We start from the raw sequence: 23,463 nt of genomic DNA, 5'->3' as shown, positions 1-23,463 counted from the left end.
AATTTGATTCTACATCAATATATAGGTGGAGTCAAATGAAAAAATACGCCTATCTATGAGACCCGGTTTTAGGCCACTCGACTATTTTAACAGATACGGATATGATGTGGTAGAGTCATTTTTAATTGATACGGAGGTTAATATGAACGAAATTTTAACGCCTGAACAGCTCCGCGAGGCGGTGCATAAGCTATTTAAGGATGCCGGATATACGAATCCCGAGCTGCTGGAAAGCATCGAATTATTAGCGGCAGAGAACGATCGCTTGAAGCAGGAAGTTAAAAAATGGCGGCTCGCAGCTGCACGTCGGGCAGCTGCTGGCACTTCCATGAACAGCCGCTTGAAGGACGCGCTACGAGAATAATTTTTAATAAAGTAATTCAAAAAGCATACATCCTTCACATTGCATCGCAGGGTAATCCTGCTAAAATGATACAGGCACACATGGACTCAAGGTGAAACGGCTATCGCCGTCCTTTGGCCGCGCAGCACGTTTCAATCCGAGAAATATAAGCCTAATGATAAGTGCAAAACTTATAAATGCTTATATTTCAAGTGTAAGGGAGAATTAGGCCATATGGATAGAGGTTGGATTACGGTCATTATCGGCCCAATGTTTTCGGAAAAATCCGGCGAGCTCATACGGCGCTGTCATAAATTGCTGCAATATGGCCGCAAAAAAGTAAGGGCGTATAAGCCCGCGGAAGATAATCGGTTCGGCAGCGAGGAAATTGTTAGCCGCATGGGCTACCGCCTGCCGGCCTTCAACATTCCGAAGGAGCTTACGCCCGAGATGGCGGAGCGCATTTTGCAGGATACGAAGCATGCCGACGTCGTCGCTTTCGACGAGGTGCAGTTTTTCTCCAAAACGATCATCCCTCTTGTAGAGGAGCTTGCCTATAACGGCAAACAGGTCATTGTAGACGGCCTTAACATGGATTACCGCGGCAAAGCCTTCGGCTATATCGGCGGACTGCTTGCCATTGCAGACGAAATCGTAAAGCTGACTTCCTTCTGCGCCGTATGCGGCGATGCGAACGCAGCGTTCACGCAGCGCGTCATTAACGGCCAGCCGGCGACGCTGGGGCCTGTCATTTTAATCGGCGATACGGAGAGCTACGAGCCCCGCTGCCGCCGCCATTTCGTCCCTCCCCATAAAGCGGTGGAGGAAGCAGAGGAAGAGCATACAGACGCTGCTGCGCAGCTCTGATTGCAGGGAAACATACTGTAGCGAAATTGCGACAGCATCTCCCGGCAACTGTAATACGAGCACAAAAAAGGCTTGTACGGCCGCTCTGCTCCTGTTGAGCATGACGGCCGCGCAAGCCTTTTGGCGTTCCAGCAGAACGCCGTATTATCATTTTACCGCTGCAAAAAAAAGCCGCTCGGAGTGCGCGCCTTGGGGCTGCAGCTTGAAATCGGCAAAACGCTCGACCTTGCTGAATCCGGCTGCGTGCAATTGCTCCGCTATCCAGTCCGCCTCATAAGCCCGCTGCACATGTATTTCTTCAAAGCGGCGAAACCGCTCGCCGCCTTCATGCGCAAAAATCGTCAAATGATGCTCAATTTCGCAGCGCTCCTCATCCAGCTCGCACGTCCAAATGTAGGCCGCCTCGTCCTCGTCCAGCACGAATGGCTGCTCCTCCGCATAACGAATGAGCTGTGCCTTCGGGTGCACATCGAATAGAAATACGCCGCCAAGGCGAAGCGCCGCGTACACCGCCTCGAGGGCGGCGATCACATCTGCTTCCTCCGTCAAGTAATTGACGCAGTCGCAGAACGATATAACCGCGTCCACAGGCGCGCCCAGATCAAATTCCCTCATATCCTGCTGCAGCCAGATGGCTGAGCCTGCACGTGCGCCATGGGCGGCAGAAAGCGCATCATCCCATTTGCTGCGTGCCACGCTCAGCATATCCTCAGATAAATCAATGCCGTACACCTGCATGCCGGCCAAAGCAAGCGGTATCGCGATAGAGCCTGTCCCACAGCCAAGATCGGCAATAACAGAAGGCTTGCCATAACGCTCCCAGCATTGCTCTGTGAACCAAAGCCAATCCTCATAAGGCATGTCGCTCATTAGCTCATCGTATACCGCAGCGAACTCGCCGTATGAATCCACCTAGAAAGCCCTCCTTAATCCTCAGATGAGCCTTCGGAAGCAGAGACTTCGCCATTGTTCGACTGGGCAGCATCGCCTGCTGCTTCGCTGCCCTCAGCCGCTTCCACTAGATAGGTCCAGCTGCCCTTCTGGGTAATCAGACGCTCGCGCATCAGCTTGCCAATCGCACGTTTAAATGCCGATTTGCTGATGCCGAATTTTTGCTTAATGATGCCCGCTTCCGTCTCATCGGAATAAGGCATGCCGCCGCCCGGACGCTCCTTCAAAAAAGCAAGCAGACGGTCGGCATCCTCTAGACGGCCCACTTCCTTCTGCTGGCCCATCGACAGATTCACCCGTCCATCCTCGCGGATAAAGGTAATGCGCGCAGATACCCGCTCGCCAAGCCGAAGCGGGCGCAGGCGATCCGGTGCCGGAATAAGACCGTAGGCGCCGAAGCCGACAACACCGCCATCAATGAGGACAAAAGAACCCATTTGCAGCGATTTCGTTACCCAGCCTTCGATCCATTGGTTGCGCCAGGAATCTGGTGCCGCAAATACGAGCGGCCCAAGCTCATCCTCGCCTGCAAGCCGGGCGATAAGTCTGCCGCTTTTGTCATGGCCCAGCACAATATGAACCTCATCGCCCGGCAGCGGACGATAATCGATATTTTCCGGAAGCTCCGATAGCGGCAGCAGCAGCTGGCGGCCAAGCCCGATTTCGAGAAAACAGCCCAGCCGCGGATGAACATCCGCTACCTTAAGGCGTGCCATCTCGCCGAGCTTCACCAGCGGACGCTTCATCGTCGCCGCCAGCCGATCCTCGGTATCAAAAAATATAAATACTTCAACCTCATTGTTAACTTTAGGCTTGCTGCCGACCAGCTCCGTATAATGCATCAGCACCTCGGATTCGCCATCGGTCAAAAAATAGCCGTAGGGCGACACTTCGCGTGCCACCCTTAGCGTTATTGTCGTACCGGCGATCAAACTCATGCGAACTCCACAACTTTGGCGTCAGACCACAGCTTTTCAATGTTATAATACTCACGCTCATCACGGTGGAATACGTGAACAACTACATCGCCAAGGTCAATCAGCACCCAGCGTGCGGAATCCATCCCTTCAATGCCGCGTACGCGTACGCCGCGCAGCTCTGCCGATTTGCGGATTTCCGTCACAATCGCCTGTACCTGTGTATCCGAATTACCCGAGCAGATTACGAAATAATCCGCTACCAGGGAAATTTCCTGCAAATTCAAAGCTACAATACGCATAGCCTTCTTATCTTCCGCTGCAGCAACCGTTGCTTGCAGAAGCTCCTCCGAATGTACCGTCATAACTCAGCCTCCTGTTTTCAACTCTTCTATTAAACCATTACGTGCTTCTATCGTCAGTGGAAAAATGGCCTTGCCTTTTTTGAGCAGCAGCTGGATGGTCGAATCAAACCCCGCAAGCAGCGCTTGCTCCAAGCTATCCTTGCTCAGCCTGCGAATGTCGTCAACACCTGGAAAATCGCGCCCAGGCTCCATATAATCCGCGAGGCATACGACCTTGTCCAGCCGCGTCATCGCAAGGCGGCCTGAAGTATGGAAACGAATCGCATCCAGCACCAGCGTATCTGTCACACCATATTCATGCTCCGCCACCCAGGCTCCCACTTCGGCATGCCATAAATTTTTATCCTGTGAAAGCAATTCAGGAGCCAGCTTCTGGTCGCGCAGCACCTTCTCCATGCGGTCCACTGGCCAATATTTCGCCACATCATGCAAAATCGCCGCCAGCTCAGCCTGCTCCGGGTTTTCCCCGAATCTTACTGCCAGCTGAACCGCCGTTGCCATCACGCCTTCGGTATGCTTCCAGCGTTTTTCGGGCATTTGCGCCTTCACCGATTCAATCATTTGATCGCGCTCCATAAAGGCCCCTCCTCGTAATGAATTGAAACACAGCCTCCGGTACGAGATAGCGGAAGCTGCTGCCAGCCTGAATCGCTTCGCGAATCGCTGTAGATGAAATGCCGATTGGCGGCATATCCACAAACGTCAGCCGCTGCTGCAACGAATCCGGCAGGGCGCCAGCCTCCGCCTCCGTGCCTTCCCGATTGAGCCCGATGAAAGCAACCCGCTCCGCCAGCTCCTCAATCCGGTGCCAGCCAGGCAAATCATTGACCCGGTCGGCTCCAATAATATAAGAGAAGGAATCGTGCGGATGCAGCCGCCTCAGCTCCAGAACCGTATCAATCGAATAGCTAAGCCCGCCTCTTGCAAGCTCTATATCCAATGCCCGAAAATGCGGGTTGCCTTTTATAGCTTCCTGCACCATCTGCAGCCGCAGCTCGCTGTGCTCGCCAGGCTCATGGCTTTTAAGCGGAGGCAAAAACGAGGGAATAAACCACACCTCATCCAGCCCGCAGCTTGTGCGCGCTGTTTCTGCGGCAATGAGATGTCCGAGATGGATCGGGTCGAACGTTCCGCCCATAATGCCGATTTTACGCATAGCCGCAGTCCTCCTTATCCGTAGACTTCACACTTAGTCTTTGCGGCGAAATAAGTTCTGCCAAATCCTTTGCCAGCAAAAGCGGCAAGGTGAAACGGCTTCCACCGTCCTCTGGCGGCGCGTTCATTCCGAGAAATATAGAGAAAGGATGGCGAAATCATATACTTTCCTATATTTGAACAAATTTCGGGAACTCATTTCCTCGCAAGCCTTAGCGGCTCGCTTTGACAGCTGGCAATTCGATTTTGCGGTTTTTCTCTTCCGATGCGCGTTTGTAAAGCACAATCGTTTTGCCGATAACCTGTACCAGCTCGGCTTTAGCCGCTGCTGCTACTTCAACCCCGATTTCCTTCGGATCATCCATGCAGTTGTTCAGCACAGATAGCTTGATCAGCTCGCGAAGCTCAATCGACTCATTAATATGACGAACAAGATGGTCATTCGTTCCACCTTTGCCGACTTGAAAAATCGGCTGTAAATGATGCGCCATCGCGCGCAAATAACGTTTTTGTTTCCCTGTAAGCATCGCTCTATGTTCCTTCTTTCAAATAGTAATAAGAAAATGCTGCTAGCCCTGGAGGGCAGCGAGTACCGTTTCGCGCATTGCTTGAACAGGAGCGGGCTGCCCTGTCCAATATTCGAAAGCATACGCACCTTGATAAATAAACATACCCAGACCGCCATGCGTCCGGCACCCATGAAGCGCCGCTTCCTGCAAAAACTTCGTTTGCAGCGGATTGTATATTAAATCGCTGGCCACACAGCCCGCTTTCAGCCATGAAGCGTCAAGCGGACTTTCGCCCACATTCGGATACATGCCTAAAGATGTCGTATTGATTACGACATCGGCGTCCGCGCATACCGTGCGCAGCTCATCATTCGTGACCGCTGCAATGTCGGCACGGTGGCGCAGTGCTGCTGCAAGCTCCTCAGCCTTGCCGAGTGAGCGGTTAGCGATTGTGATGCGCTCCGGCTGCTCGCCTGTGAGCGCATAAACAATGCCGCGCGCAGCTCCGCCTGCGCCGATCACGACGATCTTCTTCCCGGCAAGCTCCGGCTCCGCCTCTTCCTTAAGGGAACGGACGTAGCCAATGCCGTCTGTATTGTAGCCAATCAGGCGTCCGTTATCGTTGACAATGGTATTCATCGCCCCTACCGCTCGCGCGCTTTCGTCGATTTCATCCATTTCCTTCATCATATCCAATTTATGAGGAATCGTCACATTCACTCCCCGAATGCCCATCGCCCGAACGCCGCTAACGAAAGAGGACAGCTTGCCTGCCGTAATGTGGAAAGCCAAATAAACGCCGTTAATGCCCGTTTCCTGAAAAGCGCGATTCAGCATAATGGGTGACTTGGAATGATGAATGGGGTCACCAATTACACCGTAAAGCACCGTATGGCTGTCTATGCGCTGCATAGCATGATGGATTTCTCCCGCACTCATTTCCGCCAATGCCCCCTCTCAGCTGCTATGAAATGTATAACGCCATGACGAGCTTCTCCCATCATAGCCGTTAAATCAATGAATCCCTAAGCAGCACCTTGATGCCTTTCGGCGCATATAGATCGAGCAAGGCGCCTGCATCGCCGTTCACCTGAATCCACCCTAGTCCAGAGATGAATACATCCTTCTTCGCTCCCCGCGGGACGCGCAGCGAGTGGCGCGTCCATGTCGGCATCTCCGCAAGCTCTTCACGAGACGGTCCGCCGAGCAGCTCGCCCTTATGGTCCTCATAAAGCGCATCCGCACGCTCCATCTTCGTCCGGTGCACATTGAGCGCATTAGAAATGTACAGCGTAAACGATTGGCGCTCGCCCTCTACAAAATCAAACCGGACCAAGCTGCCGATAAACAGCGTCTGCTGGTCATTGAGCTGATACACGAGCGGCTTGATCGGCTTGTCCGGCAGCAGCGACTGCAGAAATCCGCGCGGCACAATTTCCGTCATCCGCGTCGGATAGACGATTCCTGGCGTATCGATGATGAACTTGTCATCATCCAGCGGAATGTGAACCGCATCAAGCGTCGTTCCCGGATAGCGGGACGTCGTCAGCTCGCGCTCCAAATCGCTGTAATCTTTAATCAGGCGATTAATGAGTGTAGATTTGCCCACGTTGGTGGCGCCGACTACATACACATCGCGCCCTTTACGGTGACGATCAAGCGCCTCAATGACATGCTCGAAACCAATATTGCGCTTCGCGCTGCACAGCACGATATCCAGCGTACGCAGCCCTTCGCTCTTCGCCTGCTGCTGCACCCAGTTACGCAGTCGGTTCAGGTTCATGGATTTTGGCAGCAAATCGACTTTGTTGACGACGAGCAGCACGGGGTTGTTGCCAACAAAACGCTGCAAGCCCGAAATCAGGCTGCCCTCAAAATCATACAAATCGACAATATGCACGACGAGGCTGTCGGTTGTAGCTACGCTGCTCAGCAGCTTCAGAAACTCATTTTGGTCCACCGTCACGGACGATGCTTCATTATAATTGCGAATACGGAAACAACGCTGGCATATCGCCAGCTCCCTTACTACTGCCTGCTCTGGCACAAAGCCAGGAAGCTCTGCATTTTCCGTTTGCAGTTTTACGCCACAGCCCGCACAAGACTGTGCGGCCAGACTAAGCTGCTCTTCCTTCACTTCTTCTCCCCCTCATTCCACAACCCGCTTTTGCCAAGGCTCGATTTGGCGATACGTTCAATTCGGCGGTTGACCCGGGTCATGATTCCTTCATCAGCAGGAGCAATTGGCGCTACAAGAATCGTATATAATCCCATTCGATTGCCGCCCAGCACATCCGTCAGCATCTGATCGCCAATGACTACCGTCTGTTCCGCTTTCAGCTCCAATACCTTCAGCCCTTTGCGAAACGACGTGTTAGCCGGCTTGCGCGCAGCATGAATAAACGGAATGTTCAAAGGCATTGCAAATTTGGACACTCTGGTTACATTATTATTCGATACGATAACGACTTTAAAGCCGCGCTCACGGACATCGTCCAGCCATTTGACCAGTTCGGGCGTTGCAAGCGGCACCCGCGCTCCCACAAGCGTATTATCCAGATCCGTAATAATGCCGCGAATTCCCTTCTTATGCAGCTCATCTAATTGAATATCATAAACCGTATCCACACGCATATGTGGCAACAGTTTCTTGAACATAAGCGTTAAACCCCTTTGCTTTTCTCCTGCTATCTTACGAAACTATAACATAAAAAACGATTTTGTTGCAAAAAAATACCGCCGTCCATTACTTGGACAGCGGCAGGCTGAATTTTTCCTTCTATATATAGTCGAATAAAAGCTATTCATTATAATAGCGAAATAACATGCTTTACTTTGTTTACAAACTGCTCAGCCTCTTCTGGCGCTGCATCGGCGCCACTGTATTTGGCTCGTTCAAAATCGTTCAGCACCTGAGTCAGCTCACTGCGAATATCTGTGCGATGCTGGGCAAACCGCTGCATCGCTTCCCGCAGCGTCTCATGCTCAGAGCGCTTTAGCCCCTTTCTCCGGCACACACGGAGCAGGCGCTCTGTTTCCCATACGATGCGGTCATTCGCCGTATAGGAGCGGAACCGAAAACGCAGCCACGCAGCCTTCAGCGCTTGACGGCGTACAATTAAGCTAACCGCGAGCAATAATGCAAGCAGGGAAATACCTGCTATATAGAAGCCTTTGTACGATACGTCGGCCTTCTCGGCAGCTGCCGCCTTAACCGCCTCGTCTGTGTCCTCTTCTACTTGCGGTGTAGGCGCCGCTGCATCTTCTCCGGCAATCGTATAAGGGAATGAAAATCCTGCTGTCGGCTCAAAGGAAACCCAGCCATAACCTTCAAAATAAATTTCTACCCAAGAGTGGGCATCGGAATTGCGCACGGTATACGTGCCTTCCCCCTGCAAAAAAGTATCAATATCAAAGCGGTCTGCCGCTTCGACGCCGAGGGCAGGCAATGCGCCTGGCGCGAACCCCTTCACCCAGCGGGTAGGCAGGTCCACGGAACGAGCCAGCACCGCCATAGCCGTAGAGAAATAATCGCAATAGCCTTCCTGAATTTCAAACAGAAACTGGGCAACAAAATCATCGGACTCTCCCGTCAGCTTGCCCAGATCAGGCTCATTCGTATAGACAAAATTCAATCGCAGATACGATTCCAGCATTTTCGCCCGGTCATAGTCATTGGTCGCATTTTTGGTCAACTCCTCAGCAAGCTGCTTGATCTCGCCAGGCAAATGATCAGGGAGCTGTGTGTAATGATCATTTTCATTCGAGCTGTACAAGCGCGCATTCGTACTGCGAAGCTTCGCTTCATCCAGCACGGGAACGGTGGACACAACAGAGTATGATTCCGGATAGGGCTGTCTTCCCCTTCCTTGCAAAGGAAAACGCAGCTCCTGGTCGTCTGGCGCCCAGGTGAGCCGATAGGATAAATTCGCTTCTGGATCATTAATCCAGTGAATACGGTTAATCGGAGCGGCAGCAAATAAAACGGGATACTGGTCCTTCCGAATCATCGTCACCGTCTGCTCCACTTCAATCGTGTCTGCCAAATTGCGATCATACGGCAGGGAAAGCTCCTGCTCCTTCTTCAGCTGATTGACGTTGTTCGGCTCCGTTCCTTCATCCAGCTCCAGCCAGCCGCTGCCGGTATAAAACGATTTCGTTTCCCCTCTCCAATAGCTTCGATGGGAGCTTGCAACCGTCATGACTGGCGAATAATCAAAGTTAAAGCCGCCGCCAAGCTGGTCATCATCACGCCCATAGCCGGAGCTTGTGTCCAGCGTTACACTACCAGAATCCGAGCCTTTTTCCCCTAAGAAAACATTGACCTTCTCGCCCTTCGATTCTTTCCAAATCGTATACGGGTCACGAAGCACAGGCGAAATCGATGGCATGAACAGGCCTGCCGCCATCAGCAGCGCAAGCACTGCCGCAATAGGCATAAATAATTGCAAAGGATAATGCAGCAGCTCCTTCCAGCTTCCTGGATGGTGACGCTGAAATTGGTGCAAATGCCCCGCTGCCAGCCATATGAGCCCTAGCAATACGACCCACGCCACATTGTCCCACAGCCAGATCGGCGTGAATGAATCGGCAACCGTCAAAACGAGCAAATTCGCCCCAATAAATCCGAATAGGCGAACGCGCGACGTCGTCCATGCACTAAACAGCCAGTACATAGCAAGCATAGCCAAGCTAAACCAAATATATGGGTTGAACTGGATCAGCAGGAGCCATAGAATAGCGGCGAATTTCCGCAAGCCTTCCTCTGAGCCGGATAAGCTGGGAGATGTACCTACGGCAATCCATGTTGAAACTACGACGAGCAGCAATTGGAGCGGCAGCCGCAGCCTGCGCCTCATTCCAGGAAGCAAGACGTCAACTGCCCCCGCAAGCAGCAGCGCCATATAAATAGAGGTAAATGTAGCTTGCCACCAGTAGTTTTCAAAAACCGCAATCGAATTAAGCAGCGAAAAAATAATTATGATACACGATATTCGGCTGTACCACTCAAACGCGGCATATTCTTTCCATCTTTTTAATGTATTTTTCATGCTCCGCCGCCTCCTTCCAGCACAGCCGGCAGCTCAGGCAGCTGCGTGAGCGTAAATACCGGCCAGCCTCGGGCGCGCAGCAGCTTCTGCCAGTCCTGATTCATCGCAGCGGCCCGCCCGTCTACATTCACAATATGGAGCAGGCAAGGCTGCAGCCCTTTGCGTGCGAGCCATTCCAAGCTGGCGCTCGCCTCCTTGCCCGAAGCTGTAGAAATAACAAGCGCGATGGAGCCCGAATCAAGCAGCGACTCCGATGCAAGCAGCGTCTGATATAAAGGCTGCTCCGCATCGGCATTCACCGCCGTTAAATGCTGCATAATCGCCCCCCGTTGTTCGGCACCCGTCTTGGGAGGGAAGATGACCCGCTGCGATCCGGCCGACAGCAGCCCCATAGCCGTCTCGCCTCGCCCGCCGCTCTCAATGAGCGAAGCGGCCGCTGATACCGCGAGTTCAAAGCGGTCTGCCTGCGCCCCGCTGTAAGCCTTGGCATCGCGATCGATAATAATAAGCGTTCGAGGCAGCGACTCCCGTTCAAACTCCTTGGACTTCCAATGTCCCGTACGCGCCGTCGCATGCCAGTGAATCCGCGACAAGCGGTCGCCAGGCACATATTCGCGCACGCCATTGATTTGTGTCGTCTCCTTCGCCGAGCGTGAAGCGATAGCGTGCGAGTATGGCCCGCGTGCGCCAAGCTGCAAACCGCGCTGCTGGCGAAGGGGGACGATTTGAGGCATGACGCTGAACACCGACTCCTCGGTAAAGCTGCCCGAATGCTCAAACAGCCCAAACACATCATGGGAGGAGCAGGCGGTAGCCCCGAAGCGATATTCACCACGCTGCAGCGGAGGTGTCGTATACAGCACTTCGCCGGAACGCTTCAAATTCGGCACAAAGGACGATTCGAATTGCAGCGCTTGTCCATTGTTGCGCAGCAATTGATCGCGGACAAGGACAAACGGTATCGGATAATAGCCGGGCACCTTCACCGAAAGCTTGACCGTTAGCGAGCTCCCGGCCGCCAGCGCATAATCGCCATGGCCGCCATCCGATTTGCGCAAGCTTCGGCTGCCGCTTACTTTGCTAATGCCGCTAAAGCGCCCTAGCAGCAAATAAAGCAGCAGCGCATTCATTATGACGAACAGCATGACGGCCGTTTTGCCGCCTTGAAATAATAAGTAAAGCAGCGCTCCTCCATACAGAAACGCGCTAATGAGCAGTCGTCTGCCCTGCAAGCTGAGCGTCCGCATTCCCATATCAGCGCTCCAATCTCACCGGCACTCTTACCTGTTCCATGATTTGATCGACCAGCTCGCTCGCTTTAAGGCCATTCATTCTGGCCTCCGTATGCAGGGAGAGCCGGTGAGACAATACATGCGAAGCCAGCTTCTTCACATCATCAGGGGTAACAAAACTCCGCTGCTCCAAATAAGCGGCTGCTTTGGCCGCCCGGGCAAACGAAAGGGCAGCACGCGGGCTGGCGCCAAGCTGGATACCGGGATGCTCGCGTGTAGCTCTGACAATGCTGACCAAATATTTGGCCACTGCCTCATCCATATGTACAGCCTGCACCTGCTGCTGAATGCGGATCATATCGTCCACATCGGCGATTTGGGCAATTTGGCTCTCCGGCTGCAGCCGCACCTCGCTGCCCATAATCATCTTTTGCTCATCTTCCTCGCTAGGATAGCCGAGCGAAAGCTTCATCATAAAACGGTCAAGCTGCGCTTCCGGCAGCAAATAAGTACCTTCAAATTCGATTGGATTTTGCGTGGCAAGCAGCATAAACGGATGAGGCAGCGCGTAAGTGTCGCCGTCTACCGTCACATGGCCCTCCTCCATCGCCTCCAGCAGCGCAGATTGGGTTTTGGTCGTCGCCCGATTGATTTCGTCAGCCAGCAGCAAATTGGTCATGACCGGACCCGGCCTGAACAAGAACTCCTCCTGCTTCGGATGATAAATGGACACGCCTGTTATATCAGTAGGCAGCAAATCCGGATTGCACTGAATGCGCCTGAACTGGCCGCCGATTGATCGAGCCAGCGCCTTTACGAGCTGCGTCTTCCCCGTGCCGGGAACGTCCTCTAACAGTACATGCCCGCCGCCGATCACTGCTATCATCAGTCTTTCGATTTGCTCTTGTTTTCCTAAAATACTATGATTTAGATTAGTAAGAATAGATGCGCATAATTGCATGTCAACCTGTCGCGTTTCCAAATAAATAACCTCCCGCAGCGTATCAAGATGGATAAAGGCATATAGTTCCATTTTACAGTAGTCTAGCAAGTAAGTACAAATGCATCAATTTCCAAAAAAAACTGGAGGATCCCACAGGACCCTCCAGTTTTCCAATCTATTCCTCTACATTACCCCTTAGGCCGAATAATCAATGCTGCCAGGAACGAAAAGATGATCGCAGCCGAGATGCCCGAGCTCGTCACTTTAAAGATTCCGGAAATAACGCCAATCCAGCCTTGGTCATGCAGCTCGGTCAAAGCCCCATGCACGAGCGAATTGCCGAAGCTCGTAATCGGGACTGAAGCTCCTGCTCCGGCGAAGGCAACAAGCGGCTCGTATAAGCCGATGCCATCCACCACCGCCCCAATGACGACCAGCGTTGCCATCGTATGCGCTGGGGTCAGCTTGAACACATCAAACATAATTTGCCCTAAGACGCAAATAGCGCCACCGACTAGAAATGCCCATAAAAAAATCATCGCCTTACCCTTCCTTTCCGCAAATCGCGACAGCATGCGCAATGCCGGGAATGCTCTCGCCTTGCTGGAATGACAGCGGCGACATCAGCGCTCCCGTCGCAACGACCAATATCCGCTTAAGCTCTCCCCTTGCGAGCCGCTTCAGCAAATGCCCATAGGTGACAACCGCCGAGCAGCCGCAGCCGCTGCCGCCCGCCTGCACCTTCTGGCGGTTCACATCGTATACCATTAGGCCGCAATCGCCAAATACCGTGTCATTCATCGGCACACCATTTTGCAGCAGCAGCTCATTGGCGAGCGGATGCCCGACACCAGCAAGGTCGCCTGTTACGATTAAATCATAATCTTTTGGGGAACGGCCTGTATCGTTAAAATGCGCTTGAATCGTATCGACGGCCGCAGGTGCCATCGCAGCGCCCATATTAAAGGGATCGGTGATGCCGAGATCGACGATTTTCCCGATCGTGGCGCATTCAATGGTCGGACCGTCCCCCGAAGCCGCTATGAGTCCGGCTCCAGCGCCAGTAACGGTATATTGCGCCGTCGGCGGCTTCTGCGAGCCGTATTCGGTCGGGTATCTGAACTGCTTCTCCGCCGTGCAGTTATGGCTGCACGTACCCGCCAGCACATAATCGGCCGAGCCGGAGTTTACGAGCATAGCGGCAATCGACAGCGACTCCATCGACGTGGAGCAGGCGCCGAAGACGCCAAGATAAGGCACGCCCAGCGACCGCGCTGCAAAGCTGCTGCTTATGATTTGATTCATTAAATCGCCACCCACAAAAAACTGCACCATTTCCTTGTCGATCCGGGCATGCTGAAGCGCGAAGTCCGCTGCCTGCTCCAGCAGCAGCCGCTCAGCCTTCTCCCAGCTCTTCTGCTGCATATCCAGCTCGGGATGCACCAGATCAAAATCCTCGGCCAGCGGGCCGTCACCCTCGTCTGGCCCTACTACCGTTGCCGCGCCGATAATGACGGGGCGCTTCTCGAACCACCAGGTCTGTTTGCCGCGCAGCATATTATTGCCCTCCTGTGCCGAGAATGAGATGGGCGATGCCGACGAAGAAAGCTGCCACTACGCCGAAAACAATAACCGAGCCGGCAAGCTTGAACATATTGGCGCCGACGCCCAGTACGAGCCCTTCGGCGCGGTGCTCCAGCGCCGCCGAGCACATTGAATTGGCAAAGCCAGTGACCGGTACAGCCGAGCCGGCTCCCGCCCACTGGGCGATTTTATCGTACACCCCAATGCTCGTCAAAATCACTGAAATAATAATGAGCACAGCAACCGTCGGATTGCTCGCATCCTCCGCTTTCATATGAAGCAAATGCATAAACAGCTCCTGAATCACTTGCCCAAGCACACAAATTCCGCCGCCAATAATGAAGGCTTTCAAACAGTTCGTTCCTATGGAACGGGCAGGCTCCCGCGTTTTGGCAAAGTTCTGGTATTCCTTTGACGACATCGCCATCTTCTTGTATTTCCCTTTGTCTGAGCTGTTTGCTGTCATAGCTTGCCCCCTTTCCGTTATTACGCTGCTGCAAAATGCTAAATACGAGTGCGCGGACGCACCAGTTCTTGATCATTATTTGCCACCTAAGGATCTATTATGTATGCAGCATATCGTTTTCCTTTTGAAAAAGGCAGCTGATACTCTAGACAACAGTAGCGAGCTGAAACTTTTCAATTAAAAAGTATAACACCATTCTAATTTTTATACTTATTTTGTATTTACCTCCACCAATTCCTGGCGCAATAATCGGCTTCCTTAGTCCTCCTTCAGATACCATTTTGATATGTCGCTCAATTTGTTCTCTTAGTTCTCGCGAAGCTATTTCTATTTTTACATTTCTTGTATTGTTTTCCAATTTTTCTTTTGAACTATTTTTATTATGCTGAGATGGATCGAAAAGGCTTAGGATCAGGACTATCATAAAGTTTAAAATTGAGAAAGCGAACATAACAAAAAACAGGTTAATCATGGAAGTATCTGACCATAATCAAGCTGTTCACGCTTGGCTTGCTACCGCCGCCGTTCCTGCGATTGCCGCTCCGGCCAACACCGCTCCGATGACGACTCCGCCCGCTCCTAAGGTCACTACCGTAACAGCTGCTACTACGGCCACTACGGCTACGACCGCAAGGCCCGCCAGCACATTTTTCGCTAGTTTCCCCCAGTTAAACTTCTTCTTTTTTCCTTTTTCTCCTACTCTTGCGCCTGCTCTTGCTTCTTTTTCTTTTCTATTGCTGGGTCTACACCGATTTGGGGATCATCCGTATACCTCGCATAGCTCGTCCGATCCGTTCCTTTGCTCAAAATCTTCGTGCCTAGCAGGTTATAGTCGCCTTCCAGCGTGATCCCACTTGGCGCACTCGTCTTCTTCACGACAGCAGCGCTTGTACACCTATCACGACCTTCTTCGGTGTAAAAAACGAAATTTCATCCTTTGCCGTCAGTGTCAGCTTTCTGGGACATGTCAAAATGATGCCCACCGCATCATCCAGCTTTAACACGTACGTAACCCGTGATGTCGGTTATTGGTTGAATGGTGGATTCATTCGACAATGGGTAGAGGGCTTTTAAGAAGCCACCGCGCTAGTCTACAGACTGAAAAAACCACAACACGACGGTTAGCTCGCATTGTGGCGTTGTTCGTACTACTATACAAACATTCCAAGAATAGTTGCAACAAATGGATAAATATTCTTTTTATGTTTTCTACAAACCTGTTTCATAGTCTTCTATTAAATGTGACCAGAATCCTTCAACGTCTTTCATTGCTACGGGATCAATTTGGTCAAACATCTTTTGGAGTTCATGTGCATATTTTTGTGTACTATATTCATTTTCTTGTTTCATTTTCATTGCCAATTCATTTCTTATTAAATGGAACAAAAAAAATGTCCTCATGTCTTTATTTAACATATATAAATGAGGTTCATGAAGGGATGAAGTAGTAAAAAATTCACTACTATTTTCTTTAAAATACAATCCATATGAGTTACGCATACCAAAACTTGCAAAATGACCAATTTTAATATACTGTACGCCTTCAATTAATATTTTTTGAAATGTATCCGATCCATAGAACACAAAATCATTATATTCCTCTGGCACTCCGATATTGACCATAAACTCAGCGTTATCATGACTTACACCGAGTCTAACTAATTCATTATAATCATAGTCTCTTATTTCAGAGTCATAGTAGTCACGAATCTCACAAATATCAATATCCACACTTTCACTTCTCCTTTAACTTTTCAAGCTCATTAAATAGTTCAGCATTTCCTCGATCCCTTGAAGCCTTATCTCCCCCATACTCAACGCTATAGGTTACTTCTGCATCAGGAAGTTCATTAGCAAGTAGCTCTTTACAATTATGACCACCAAGAACACAAGGTTCTCTCTCAGTATAAACACGTTTGACAATATATGTTTGCCCATTTTTTTCTGCAGCAATTTTATTCTCAATCAAAACCATTTCGGAATGCACATTTTTATCTTCTATTTTTCCACTCGGTCTTACTACTGATCGCCTTGTGCTTTCAAAAACTTTCAGAGTAGTAACACCATCTATTTCAATTTCCGCCACAACAAGATTTCTCAAATCGAAAGCATTATTTTCAATTCGATATTTTTTCGCCATGGAACTTAAGTCTGTTTCACCGTACCCTACTTGTTTTGGGATTTTAGCATCAGGTTTACCCGTCCCCTCAGCCTCATTCTTCAAACGATCCGCCAATTCCTTCTTACTCGCTTCGGATTCCTTAAAGTAATCCTTATGATGTTGAGACGGACTGGAAGGCTTAGGATCAGGACTATCATGAAGTTTAACATTTCCTCCAGGACCTACCGGAACAAGATTATCACCCATTTTCTTATTCGTCAAAGCGTTCTGAAGCTTTTTCCAGCCTGTAGTTGCTGCATCCTTGATATCCAATGCATCACGTATCAGCTTCGCTTTAACTGCATCTGCCGCATTCCCAATCCAGCCCGTCATTTTATTCAGCGAATCGCCAAATGCATTGCTCAAAGACTTCACGATTTTCGAATCTGCAATCTTGTTGCCTATTGCTTTCGTCAACCGTGAATCCATCACACCGCCGGTTACAGCACCAATTCCCATATCAAGAGCCATCTCACTGAAGCTAAATCCGTCGCCTTCCATCGTCTGGCGAATGACACTCTCAAACCCATTCTGCACCGCACCAAATGCCATACGTCCACCTAGATTCGCCATCGGACCAAACGGGCCAAACACCGCCCCAGATATCGCCCCGATAACTGATTCTCGAAAGGCTGTTGACACATACGTCCCCATATCGCTGACCTCGCCGCGCGCTATATCCGACACCGCTTGGCTCACAACCGCAGCAGTTCCCGCAATGGCTGCTCCTGCCAGCACGGCACCAACAACGACCGCTCCCGCTCCTAGTGTCGCTACCGTGAAGGCTGCTGCTACCGCGACTACTGCGACGACAGCCAATCCTGCCAGCACATTCCTCGCTAGTTTTCCCCAACTGAATGGTGGCTTTTCCGGCGGTGGCGGTGGCTCGCCTTCTACGGGCGCATCGTCATACGGCGCATAGCTCGTCCGATCCTTCCCTTCCGTTCGGATCTGCGCCCCCATCAGGTTGTACTCACCTTCCAGCGTGATTCCGCTTGGTACACTCGTCTTCTTCGCTACCAGTAACGCTTGCGCGACAATAACCACACGCTTCGGCGTTAACAGTGAAATCTCTTCCTTCGCCGTCAACGTCAGTTTTCGTGGACTGCTCAAGATAATACCTACCGCATCATCCAGCTTCAAAAACAGCGGCTCCTTGCTTCCGCCTGTGAACTCGACTCCCGTCGGAGACAGCTTCATTTCACTGCCATGCTCCGTGCCAAAATAGCGGTTGTTCGGATCAGCCGTCTTCTCCGCACTCGCTCCGTTTGTTCGCACGCCGCCTGTAACGATCGCTTCTTGACCACCTGCATCGGCTAGATACAGATTCGCTTTCGTCCCTACCTGCGGCATACTGTACATCGCGCTTCCCGTCTCCGGGGCATAGCGGTACCAGTGCACCGTTCCCTTGTCCTGCTTGTCATCGATGGCCAGATGCACCTGCACCTGTTCCCCTTTCACTGCCAGGATTTCTCCTTGCAGTGTCAGACCAGACAGCCTGCTATTCATCATGGGTAGCTCTCGTATACCTGCTTCCCGCGACAGCCGGTAGTGATAGATCAACTGACCTTTTTCCAAACGCGCCGTCATTGACGATACGATCAGCTCAATATAGCCCCGAATCTTGAAGCGATCACCCAAACGATAGAACGTCCTGGACTCTATTTCGTAGCCGAAAAAATCCGTATCATGCAGGCCTGCTTCCTGTCCGCCTGCCTTCTGAAACGCTGCTAAATCCTTGCTCACCGTATACGATGCGCCATCAGGCAGCTTATGCTCTTTCCCCTTCGGCATCCCAATAAACAGCTTCGGCGTTTCTTCCAATATATCACAGACCACCACCGACTGGAACTGGCTAGCTAGACGCTTTGTAAGCTCCCAATCCGTTTCCTCATATTGAATGACAGGTTCAGATGGTTTTTCTTTTTCTCCTTGTTGAAGCAACACATCCCCACTTGGATACGCTCGCAGTACAGTAGTTATGATCTTCTCATACGTCTGGCTCGTATCCTGAAAAGATCGCCTGCGCTTCTTCAGATCGCTATAGATACTTCCCGATACTGCTTCGATCTCGACTGTGTACACCCCGTTGCGGTGCACCGTCTGCACAGAAGTGACGACTCCCTTAAACAGGGGTTTTCGCTTACCTTCTTCTTCGTCGTACAAGGCGATTTTATCCTGCCATACCGCTTCCAGCGTGGCATTCGTCCGCAGCTCTTCCTCGACGATCCCGCTAATTCGCAGCGTCCCATGCTCACCCGGCTTCCAGCTCATCGCCACATCCGTGATATGCTTCAGCTTGCAGGGGCCTTCCACCCGCAATCGATCATATCCGATCATCCGTGTCCCTCCATCCCGATTTATTTCTTCGCTTTATGCTTACTCTTCCATGTTGTGGTTAAATTAAGGTCATATGCACTTTAATTCCAAACACAAATTACGAATGAACTGCCAGCATCCTGTAGAAGCATGCAACGATTCTTGACCACAAAACAGGATATTCGACAAAATACAACATTTTCCTTCTTATGTTAATATTTCTTTTTTTATATAAATCCTACATCTGTGAGCATTCCAAAGTCTATGTGGGTAAAATCTTTGTTCAATTTAGCCTAAATTACCTTTTTACTAAAGCTACCATACGTTCCCAAACACAAAAAAACTGCCGCTTTGACCCGATCGGTCATAGCGGCAGTTTACCGTAGTCTAGCTTTTTGATTAGCACAAAGTAATAACTAATGAAATGCTCCTTCTTATTTCTATCCCGCCAGCTAGCACAGTCATCCAGCTTAAAATAATAGCAAAATCAACAGCAGAACGAGCAGCACATACAGCGCCAGCACGAGTAAAATCAGCTCCAATTGCTTGCGGCTGCTTAATGCATTTGCTTTCCTCACAGGCGGCCCTCCCTTTAACTATGCTTCTATACGTTCAGCATATGCGGGCAGGGGCAAATGCGGAGCTTGTCCGCAGCGGTTCTGTTGCTGCTAATCTGTTAGCTTCTGCTGCTGCAAGCTTCATTTGCTTTCCAGCCTAGCTTTCCAAAATCGCTACGCCTTTCGCTGCAATGGCAAGCGATCCGTCTACAGCTTCTCCGCTCAGCAGCTCTTTCGTGAACGAGCTAGGTAGCCCCGAAAGCTGTACCGCTTCCGCATTGTGATTCAATAGGAATGTAAAGGTGCTGCCGTTAATGGCCCGCTGCGACACTTCAACGCCGTCTGGAGTCGCAAGCAGCGGTTTAATGCCAGCAGAACAGCATAAATGGGCCATGAGGCCCTGCAGGAAAGTTTTGTCCGGGCTGGTCGCCACATACCAGGCTTTGCCTTCGCCAAACGAATTAACCGTTACCGCGGGCATGCCTTTATAGAAGTCAGAGCCATATTCGGCAACCACTTCAGCGCCCTCCGTATGAATCAGATCGCATAAAATACTACCGGAGTATGTCCCGCTATCAAGCGCGCCAAGCGGTTTATTAAGGATAATGTCATTATGCTTGCCTGGCAGCAGAGCATCGATTTCCTCCGCCCAAATGCCCAGCACCTTGCGCAGCTTGCCCGGATATCCGCCCAGCGTCACGATATCATTTTCATTGACGATGCCGCTGAAAAACGTCGTGACGAAAGTGCCTCCGCGCGCAACGAAGGCTTCAACCTTCTCCGCAAAGCCTGGCTTCACCATATACAGCACAGGAGCGATGACGAGATCGTAACGATCGAGCTGCTCCTCCACGCTGATCATATCCGTCTGAACGTTCATTTGGAACAAGGCGTCATAATATTTATGAACCTCATCGAGATATTTAAGCGCGACGGTCGGACCGCTCGACAGCTCAACCGCCCAGCGATTTTCCCAATCGTAGATGATCGCTGCCTTGGAATGAACGCGCGAATCGAGGATGCGGCCAGAAAGCTGCTGCAGCTCCGCGCCCAGCTCGGCGCATTCGCGGAATACGCGGGTATGTTCATGGCCGACATGCTCAATAACGGCGCCATGGTATTTTTCACAAGCACCGACAGAGCGGCGAAGCTGGAAAAACAGCACCGTATCCGCGCCTCGCGCCACCGCCTGATAGCTCCATAGCTTCATAACGCCAGGTCGTTTAAGCGAGTTGTACGGCTGCCAGTTTTGTTGGCTCGGCGTTTGCTCCATCAGCATAAACGGCTGGCCGCTTTTGAGGCCGCGCATCAGATCATGCGTCATTGCCGTCAAGCTGAACGGTGTATCCATAGCAGGGTAGTTGTCCCAGGAGACGACATCCATATATTTTGCCCATTCGAAATAATCCAGCTCGGAGTATGTACCCATTAAATTCGTTGTCACCTGCAGCTTAGGCGAATGCTGCTTTATTGCTTCATATTCCAGCTTATAGCAAGCAAGCATGCTGGCCGACTGAAAACGGCGGTAGTCGATGGAAATGCCTTGGAAATTGGTCCGGTTATGGCCCCACTCCTCGCTGAGGGCATTAGGTGCAACGATCTCATCCCAATCGTAAAAGGTATGGCCCCAAAATGCGGTATTCCACGCCTTGTTGAGCTTTTCAAGCGTGCCATATCGCTGCTCCAGCCAAACGCGGAATGACGCCTCGCAGTTGTCACAGTAGCAATAGCCGCCGTATTCATTCGATACATGCCAAACGAGTACAGCAGGGTGATCTTTATAGCGCTGTGCAATCGTGCCAGCCAAGCGCTCAGACAGCTTGCGGTATGCCGGGCTGTTCGGACAGGAGTTATGGCGTCCGCCAAATTTGCGTTTGCGTCCGTCGTAATCGACACGCAGCACGTCGGGGTGCTTTTTCGCCAGCCATGCCGGGTGTGCACCTGTGCTTGTCGCCAGACAGACATAAATGCCGTCCTTGTACAGTCGGTCAATGATGCGATCCAGCCATCCGAGATCATAGGTGTCCTCATCTGGCTGAATGCGTGCCCACGAAAATACGTTGACGGTCGCTACATCAATGCCCGCCAGCTTGAACATCCGAATATCCTCTTCCATAACAGACTCATCCCACTGCTCCGGATTATAGTCGCCACCGTACCAAATTTTCGGCAATTTTTCATTAATCACTGTAAAACAGCTCCTTTTCCATTTCGACTAGTCTTTGATTACCATAACATGCCTATTGACAGAAATGAAGGAGAGAACTCATTTAAGAGTTCTCCCCTCCCTCCATAACATCCCCTTACTTTTGCGACCAGAACTCCACGCGGTCTTTAACCATTTGCGTAAACTGTTCATTCAGCTTGCTAGCGCCTGCTTTGTCCAGATCCGCCATGAAGTCATCCCATACTTTATCGAAGTTTTCCGGCTTCGCCAAAATCGCTTCAGGAACACGTTTCTTCATAATATCTTGTGTTTTTTGGAAAATGACGTCGGCTTCCGAGCCTGTTTCAAAATTCAAGTTCCATGCTGCGCCGTAAGGACGCTCAGGGAATGCATCGTCCGCAGGCCAGAATTCTTTATACATCTCCACTTTGTAAGCGGCAAGCGTTTTTTTGTCCGCTTCCGAATATTCAGCTTTGAACTGCTCCGGGAATTTCGTCGTAAAATAGTTGCCTGTGGAATCTTTAACGCCATCGCCGTAACGAGCCGATATGAAGTAATTTTCAATACCTGTCGTTTTCTTGAATTTGTTGCCATCGTTTGTTTTGAGATTCTGAATTTCTTGTTTGAATACGCGTTTGCCGTCCACAACATCATAATGCTTGCCTTCAATTCCCCAGTTAACGAGAATTTGACCTTCTTCAGAAGCCAGGTAATCCAGGAACTTGATTAGACGGACAGGATCTTTGGCCGATTTTGTAATCGCAAGACCGTGGCCTGCCATGTAGCCTGTACCTTGATACGAATGATCTTGGAAGCTTTCATCCAGCGTTACCGGGAAGCGCGCATACGTCGCATCAAACTTGCCTTCCGCTTTCAGGGAATTTTCCGCTTGCATGTAGTCCCACTTCTGATCAATAATGCCGACTACACGGCCTGTTGCAATTTTAGCTTTGTACTGATCATATTTTTGAACGAAGCTTTCTTTGTCCAGAAGGCCGATATCGTTCATATGGTTCAGCCAGCGGAAATATTCTCTTTCTTCCTCACGTTGATAGTGAAGCTTCGTTTCAAATGTTTTCTCGTCGATAGCGAACTCGCCATTATCCGGCAAGCCTGTTGCATAAAATGCAGGGTTTGTTACGGAAATCAGAATTTGCCATTCGCCGCCGTTAAGCGACAAGCCGATTCTTTTTTGTCCATCCTCAGTCGTCGGATTTTTCTCAATGTACGATTTAATGGCATTTTCGTAATCTTTAACGGTTTTGATTTCAGGGTAGCCCAGCGCCTCAAGCGCCTGATGCTGAATTTCGAAGCCGCCTTCGGCATCAAAATAAGTTTGGCCTACACCGGAAGAAGGAAGCTCATAAATAGCTGGATCATCTTTGCTGTAACGAAGGCGGGTTAAATAATCGCCATACACTTTTTTAATATTAGGGGCATGTTCTTCAATAAGATCCGTCAGGTCAAGAAGCGCACCAGCGTCAACCAAGCTTTTTACGCTGCCCTTCGCCATAACCATATCCGGATACTCTCCGCTTGCTGCCATCAGAGCGAACATGTCCGTATCTGATCCGCCAACCGGGAACTCCTGCTGCATCGTAATGCCTGTTTTTTCTTGGAGGAATTTACCGATGTCGCTTTGCATGTTGTCCCAATCCGGGTTGAGGTCGCCTGATACCAGTCTTACCGTAATAGGCTCAGTGGAATCCCCTTCCCCTGAATTGCCCGAATTGCCAGTACCTGCTTCGTTATTGCTGCCAGAGCCGCATGCTGTGAAAGTTAAAGCCGTTGCAAGCAGCAAGCCCATTAGAGCGGTTTTCTTTTTCTTCATCTTCGTGTTGCCTCCCTTTTAATCGGTATTAAATATGAAGCGATA

The 23,463-nt window shown here is 50.8% G+C and carries 25 protein-coding genes; 2 read left to right on the top strand and 23 right to left on the bottom strand.

Features of this window, described 5'->3' with window-relative positions:
* Positions 1-142: 142 nt before the first annotated feature.
* Positions 143-364 (top strand): hypothetical protein, encoded by a 222-nt coding sequence (locus ABEW34_RS26310; protein WP_430162974.1) that lies wholly within the window; start codon positions 143-145, stop codon positions 362-364.
* Between the two features lie 213 nt (positions 365-577).
* A complete protein-coding gene (locus ABEW34_RS26305; RefSeq protein ID WP_430162972.1) occupies positions 578-1,210 on the top strand; it encodes a thymidine kinase in 633 nt (210 codons plus the stop codon).
* Between the two features lie 147 nt (positions 1,211-1,357).
* Here ABEW34_RS26305 and ABEW34_RS26300 read toward each other — a convergent pair whose 3' ends face one another.
* The 23 genes from ABEW34_RS26300 to ABEW34_RS26190 form a co-directional block, all read right to left on the bottom strand.
* Complete coding sequence (locus ABEW34_RS26300; RefSeq protein WP_430162969.1) at positions 1,358-2,122, bottom strand: class I SAM-dependent DNA methyltransferase; 765 nt, start codon at positions 2,120-2,122, stop codon at positions 1,358-1,360.
* 14 nt (positions 2,123-2,136) lie between these two features.
* On the bottom strand, positions 2,137-3,099 hold the full coding sequence (locus ABEW34_RS26295) for a CvfB family protein (protein WP_430162966.1): 963 nt from the start codon (positions 3,097-3,099) through the stop codon (positions 2,137-2,139).
* On the bottom strand, positions 3,096-3,443 hold the full coding sequence (rsfS, locus tag ABEW34_RS26290; protein WP_056041940.1) for a ribosome silencing factor: 348 nt from the start codon (positions 3,441-3,443) through the stop codon (positions 3,096-3,098). Before rsfS ends, ABEW34_RS26295 begins: the two co-directional genes overlap by 4 nt.
* Before the next feature lie 3 nt (positions 3,444-3,446).
* Positions 3,447-4,019 carry a bis(5'-nucleosyl)-tetraphosphatase (symmetrical) YqeK gene (yqeK, locus tag ABEW34_RS26285; protein ID WP_430162963.1) on the bottom strand — a complete coding sequence of 191 codons (573 nt, stop codon included), beginning with the start codon at positions 4,017-4,019 and terminating at the stop codon, positions 3,447-3,449.
* On the bottom strand, positions 3,997-4,599 hold the full coding sequence (gene nadD, locus ABEW34_RS26280; protein WP_430162961.1) for a nicotinate-nucleotide adenylyltransferase: 603 nt from the start codon (positions 4,597-4,599) through the stop codon (positions 3,997-3,999). Before nadD ends, yqeK begins: the two co-directional genes overlap by 23 nt.
* A gap of 211 nt (positions 4,600-4,810) precedes the next feature.
* A complete protein-coding gene (gene yhbY, locus ABEW34_RS26275) occupies positions 4,811-5,125 on the bottom strand; it encodes a ribosome assembly RNA-binding protein YhbY (protein WP_430162958.1) in 315 nt (104 codons plus the stop codon).
* 42 nt (positions 5,126-5,167) lie between these two features.
* Positions 5,168-6,046 carry a shikimate dehydrogenase gene (gene aroE, locus ABEW34_RS26270; RefSeq protein ID WP_430162956.1) on the bottom strand — a complete coding sequence of 293 codons (879 nt, stop codon included), beginning with the start codon at positions 6,044-6,046 and terminating at the stop codon, positions 5,168-5,170.
* A gap of 70 nt (positions 6,047-6,116) precedes the next feature.
* Positions 6,117-7,244: a ribosome biogenesis GTPase YqeH gene (gene yqeH / locus ABEW34_RS26265; RefSeq protein ID WP_430162954.1), complete on the bottom strand. Its 1,128-nt coding sequence runs from the start codon at positions 7,242-7,244 to the stop codon at positions 6,117-6,119.
* Positions 7,241-7,765 carry a YqeG family HAD IIIA-type phosphatase gene (locus ABEW34_RS26260; RefSeq protein WP_430162951.1) on the bottom strand — a complete coding sequence of 175 codons (525 nt, stop codon included), beginning with the start codon at positions 7,763-7,765 and terminating at the stop codon, positions 7,241-7,243. The genes yqeH and ABEW34_RS26260 overlap by 4 nt, the downstream gene beginning before the upstream one ends.
* A 149-nt stretch (positions 7,766-7,914) precedes the next feature.
* Positions 7,915-10,158: a DUF4129 domain-containing transglutaminase family protein gene (locus ABEW34_RS26255; RefSeq protein WP_430162948.1), complete on the bottom strand. Its 2,244-nt coding sequence runs from the start codon at positions 10,156-10,158 to the stop codon at positions 7,915-7,917.
* Positions 10,155-11,411 (bottom strand): DUF58 domain-containing protein, encoded by a 1,257-nt coding sequence (locus ABEW34_RS26250; RefSeq protein WP_430162945.1) that lies wholly within the window; start codon positions 11,409-11,411, stop codon positions 10,155-10,157. The genes ABEW34_RS26255 and ABEW34_RS26250 overlap by 4 nt, the downstream gene beginning before the upstream one ends.
* A 1-nt stretch (position 11,412) precedes the next feature.
* Complete coding sequence (locus ABEW34_RS26245) at positions 11,413-12,372, bottom strand: AAA family ATPase (protein ID WP_430162943.1); 960 nt, start codon at positions 12,370-12,372, stop codon at positions 11,413-11,415.
* 149 nt (positions 12,373-12,521) lie between these two features.
* Positions 12,522-12,872 carry a stage V sporulation protein AE gene (gene spoVAE / locus ABEW34_RS26240; RefSeq protein ID WP_430162941.1) on the bottom strand — a complete coding sequence of 117 codons (351 nt, stop codon included), beginning with the start codon at positions 12,870-12,872 and terminating at the stop codon, positions 12,522-12,524.
* Positions 12,873-12,876: 4 nt separating this feature from the next.
* Entirely contained in the window at positions 12,877-13,890 is a 1,014-nt protein-coding gene (gene spoVAD, locus ABEW34_RS26235; protein ID WP_430162938.1) for a stage V sporulation protein AD, read from the bottom strand.
* A gap of 1 nt (position 13,891) precedes the next feature.
* A complete protein-coding gene (spoVAC, locus tag ABEW34_RS26230) occupies positions 13,892-14,383 on the bottom strand; it encodes a stage V sporulation protein AC (protein WP_430162935.1) in 492 nt (163 codons plus the stop codon).
* A gap of 145 nt (positions 14,384-14,528) precedes the next feature.
* Entirely contained in the window at positions 14,529-14,855 is a 327-nt protein-coding gene (locus ABEW34_RS26225) for a hypothetical protein (RefSeq protein WP_430162932.1), read from the bottom strand.
* A gap of 27 nt (positions 14,856-14,882) precedes the next feature.
* On the bottom strand, positions 14,883-15,029 hold the full coding sequence (locus ABEW34_RS26220) for a hypothetical protein (RefSeq protein ID WP_430162930.1): 147 nt from the start codon (positions 15,027-15,029) through the stop codon (positions 14,883-14,885).
* A gap of 50 nt (positions 15,030-15,079) precedes the next feature.
* Positions 15,080-15,259: a hypothetical protein gene (locus ABEW34_RS26215; protein ID WP_430162927.1), complete on the bottom strand. Its 180-nt coding sequence runs from the start codon at positions 15,257-15,259 to the stop codon at positions 15,080-15,082.
* Positions 15,256-15,387 carry a hypothetical protein gene (locus tag ABEW34_RS26210; protein WP_430162924.1) on the bottom strand — a complete coding sequence of 44 codons (132 nt, stop codon included), beginning with the start codon at positions 15,385-15,387 and terminating at the stop codon, positions 15,256-15,258. Before ABEW34_RS26210 ends, ABEW34_RS26215 begins: the two co-directional genes overlap by 4 nt.
* Before the next feature lie 205 nt (positions 15,388-15,592).
* On the bottom strand, positions 15,593-16,114 hold the full coding sequence (locus ABEW34_RS26205; RefSeq protein ID WP_430162921.1) for an SUKH-4 family immunity protein: 522 nt from the start codon (positions 16,112-16,114) through the stop codon (positions 15,593-15,595).
* 4 nt (positions 16,115-16,118) lie between these two features.
* Entirely contained in the window at positions 16,119-18,884 is a 2,766-nt protein-coding gene (locus tag ABEW34_RS26200; protein ID WP_430162918.1) for a nucleic acid/nucleotide deaminase domain-containing protein, read from the bottom strand.
* A 693-nt stretch (positions 18,885-19,577) separates the two neighbouring features.
* Positions 19,578-21,608 carry a beta-galactosidase gene (locus ABEW34_RS26195; RefSeq protein WP_430162916.1) on the bottom strand — a complete coding sequence of 677 codons (2,031 nt, stop codon included), beginning with the start codon at positions 21,606-21,608 and terminating at the stop codon, positions 19,578-19,580.
* Between the two features lie 115 nt (positions 21,609-21,723).
* Entirely contained in the window at positions 21,724-23,418 is a 1,695-nt protein-coding gene (locus ABEW34_RS26190; RefSeq protein ID WP_430162914.1) for an ABC transporter substrate-binding protein, read from the bottom strand.
* Between the last annotated feature and the right edge of the window lie 45 nt (positions 23,419-23,463).

This window comes from Paenibacillus algorifonticola, from assembly GCF_050481745.1.
In the GTDB taxonomy this organism is placed as follows: Bacteria; Bacillota; Bacilli; order Paenibacillales; family Paenibacillaceae; genus Pristimantibacillus; species Pristimantibacillus algorifonticola_A.
This window is presented reverse-complemented; position numbering and strand designations above follow the sequence as displayed.

Excerpts from the sequence above, each read along its gene's own strand:
- ABEW34_RS26310 (WP_430162974.1), top strand. The coding sequence starts at position 143 with ATGAACGAAATTTTAACGCCTGAACAGCTCCGCGAGGCGGTGCATAAG.
- ABEW34_RS26305 (WP_430162972.1), top strand. The coding sequence starts at position 578 with ATGGATAGAGGTTGGATTACGGTCATTATCGGCCCAATGTTTTCGGAA.
- ABEW34_RS26295 (WP_430162966.1), bottom strand. The coding sequence starts at position 3,099 with ATGAGTTTGATCGCCGGTACGACAATAACGCTAAGGGTGGCACGCGAA.
- rsfS (WP_056041940.1), bottom strand. The coding sequence starts at position 3,443 with ATGACGGTACATTCGGAGGAGCTTCTGCAAGCAACGGTTGCTGCAGCG.
- yqeK (WP_430162963.1), bottom strand. The coding sequence starts at position 4,019 with ATGGAGCGCGATCAAATGATTGAATCGGTGAAGGCGCAAATGCCCGAA.
- nadD (WP_430162961.1), bottom strand. The coding sequence starts at position 4,599 with ATGCGTAAAATCGGCATTATGGGCGGAACGTTCGACCCGATCCATCTC.
- yhbY (WP_430162958.1), bottom strand. The coding sequence starts at position 5,125 with ATGCTTACAGGGAAACAAAAACGTTATTTGCGCGCGATGGCGCATCAT.
- aroE (WP_430162956.1), bottom strand. The coding sequence starts at position 6,046 with ATGAGTGCGGGAGAAATCCATCATGCTATGCAGCGCATAGACAGCCAT.
- ABEW34_RS26260 (WP_430162951.1), bottom strand. The coding sequence starts at position 7,765 with ATGTTCAAGAAACTGTTGCCACATATGCGTGTGGATACGGTTTATGAT.
- ABEW34_RS26255 (WP_430162948.1), bottom strand. The coding sequence starts at position 10,158 with ATGAAAAATACATTAAAAAGATGGAAAGAATATGCCGCGTTTGAGTGG.
- ABEW34_RS26250 (WP_430162945.1), bottom strand. The coding sequence starts at position 11,411 with ATGGGAATGCGGACGCTCAGCTTGCAGGGCAGACGACTGCTCATTAGC.
- spoVAE (WP_430162941.1), bottom strand. The coding sequence starts at position 12,872 with ATGATTTTTTTATGGGCATTTCTAGTCGGTGGCGCTATTTGCGTCTTA.
- spoVAD (WP_430162938.1), bottom strand. The coding sequence starts at position 13,890 with ATGCTGCGCGGCAAACAGACCTGGTGGTTCGAGAAGCGCCCCGTCATT.
- spoVAC (WP_430162935.1), bottom strand. The coding sequence starts at position 14,383 with ATGACAGCAAACAGCTCAGACAAAGGGAAATACAAGAAGATGGCGATG.
- ABEW34_RS26225 (WP_430162932.1), bottom strand. The coding sequence starts at position 14,855 with ATGATTAACCTGTTTTTTGTTATGTTCGCTTTCTCAATTTTAAACTTT.
- ABEW34_RS26200 (WP_430162918.1), bottom strand. The coding sequence starts at position 18,884 with ATGATCGGATATGATCGATTGCGGGTGGAAGGCCCCTGCAAGCTGAAG.
- ABEW34_RS26190 (WP_430162914.1), bottom strand. The coding sequence starts at position 23,418 with ATGAAGAAAAAGAAAACCGCTCTAATGGGCTTGCTGCTTGCAACGGCT.